The organism is Dysgonomonas sp. Marseille-P4677 (assembly GCF_016652235.1).
Taxonomy (GTDB): Bacteria; Bacteroidota; Bacteroidia; order Bacteroidales; family Dysgonomonadaceae; genus Dysgonomonas.
Genome location: NZ_JAEPKU010000254.1, coordinates 1 through 1,884 on the forward strand (window position 1 = coordinate 1; position 1,884 = coordinate 1,884).

2 protein-coding genes are annotated in these 1,884 nt (G+C 31.7%); one reads left to right on the top strand and one right to left on the bottom strand.

What is annotated here, in order from left to right:
• A partial coding sequence (locus JGH11_RS19855; RefSeq protein WP_201114679.1) for a glycosyltransferase occupies positions 1–1,088 on the top strand: 1,088 nt, incomplete at its 5' end.
• A 2-nt stretch (positions 1,089–1,090) separates the two neighbouring features.
• Here the strand turns inward: JGH11_RS19855 and JGH11_RS19860 are convergent.
• Positions 1,091–1,789: an archaeosortase/exosortase family protein gene (locus tag JGH11_RS19860; protein ID WP_201114681.1), complete on the bottom strand. Its 699-nt coding sequence runs from the start codon at positions 1,787–1,789 to the stop codon at positions 1,091–1,093.
• Between the last annotated feature and the right edge of the window lie 95 nt (positions 1,790–1,884).

Genomic DNA, 1,884 nt, shown 5'->3' on the forward strand with positions numbered 1-1,884 from the left:
TCTTTATACAATTGTTTTTCTTAATCAATTATTACAGAAAACCATATGCATATATAAGGAAAAGAGAAAAAGATAACTATCAACCTATATATTTTAAACCTAAAGTATCAGTTATAATAGCATCAGAAAATGAAGCTAATGAATTAGTCACTAATCTGCCGGCTATTTTATCTCAAGATTACCCTGATTTTGAAGTAATAGTGGTAAATAATGGTTCTACCGACGAAACAGATGAATTGTTGCAATCATTGACTCTAAACAACCCACATTTATATCATACCTATCTTCCATATTCTAACGATAAGGCGTTTGGACGTCAGAAGTTAGCCCTAACCATTGGTATTAAGGCAGCAAAAGGAGATGTATTATTATTTACAGAACCCTATTCAAAGCCTGTGTCGAATCAGTGGATATTATCTATGATAAATGAAATGTCGGATCAAAAAGATGTTGTTTTGGGATATTCTTTTTTTACAGAAACCGAAAAATTCTTTAATCGGGTAGCTCGTTTCGACAACTATATATTCAGTATGCAATATTTATCAATGGCTCTAAAAGGAAAGCCTTATACAGGTACATATCGGAATGTTGCATTTAGGAAACAATTGTTTTTCGATAATAAAGGTTTTGCTTCTTTTTTGAATCTGGAAAACGGGGAGGATGTGTTTATTAATCAAATTGTAACAGAAAGCAATACTACTGTAGCTATATCTTCCGATAGCTTTGTCGAAACTACTATGACCAGATTCTCGCTTTGGCGTAAATTAAAGAAGTCGTATTCTATAGCTAAGTCTTTTTACAAAAGCTCCGCGCCAGCGTTTTTTTATATTGAGGCATATAACAGGTATTTCTACTACTTGGGCTTAATCCTATTATGTGTTTATGGCGGAATAATACAACATTGGGCTTTATTAGGTATTGCAGTTTTTCTCTTTTTGGTAGGATTGATTATTCAACAGATTATTATAAATAAATCGGCTCGATATTTCCGATCTGGAAAATTTTATTTTTCATTGATCGTAATGGATATAATACAACCTCTATATAATCTTCGTTTTAGAACCAGACAAAAAAAAGGTAGGAGATAAATCTAAAGAGTCGGGTTTCTTTTTACAATCCTCAAATATGGTTTTCTTATCTTTTCTTCCCAAATAAGCCATAGAACAAATATCACACCATCGTAATATATCCAGACAAATATATCCCGATGGAATACATTAAACCAATCTTCATAAAATTTAAAATAGCATTCTTTGGTATTTTCCCATGTACAGTTATTGTACCATTCATTTATAGGTATAAACCATTCGGGGAAAGGGTCTTTTACTATCAAAATGATGATGGCGAGTCTAAGAATGTTTATTAATAAGAGGATGAAGAGCGATAAAGGTATAAACCATAATTTCTTTTTTGCTGGCCCAAAATAAAACAGCATGATAAAGGTGAACATAAAAAACTGTTTGAGGCCAGTACATCCCCATATTATATCGATGTAAATGGAATTCTCGAAGTAAAGAGTCACATCATTTATAATATAAAAGTTATCATAACCCAGCACATCATGTATAACCCAGTATACAGAGCTTGCAGTCCATTCGTTGATCCCTTCGGTATATGCGGTTAGATCTTTGCCCAGAACAATTAGGATGCGTTCATTTTCACCTTGATGTACACATAGTTTCCATATAAATTCGAAAATCAGGAATAAGCATAGAAACCAAATGATATCTTTGAATGGTTTTAACCTATCGACAAGTGTTATTATATAGCTATTTGTTTTTGTGTTCATTAATTTTATAAATCTCGGCAAAGTTACTAAAATAAGGATAATTAACCTTTTTAAGGCAAAAAAAATATGACATTTTATTTAAATAGTCGGTTAAC

What these genes read in the sequence shown, in the direction of transcription:
- JGH11_RS19860 (WP_201114681.1), bottom strand. Translation starts at nt 1,789, where the DNA reads ATGAACACAAAAACAAATAGCTATATAATAACACTTGTCGATAGGTTA.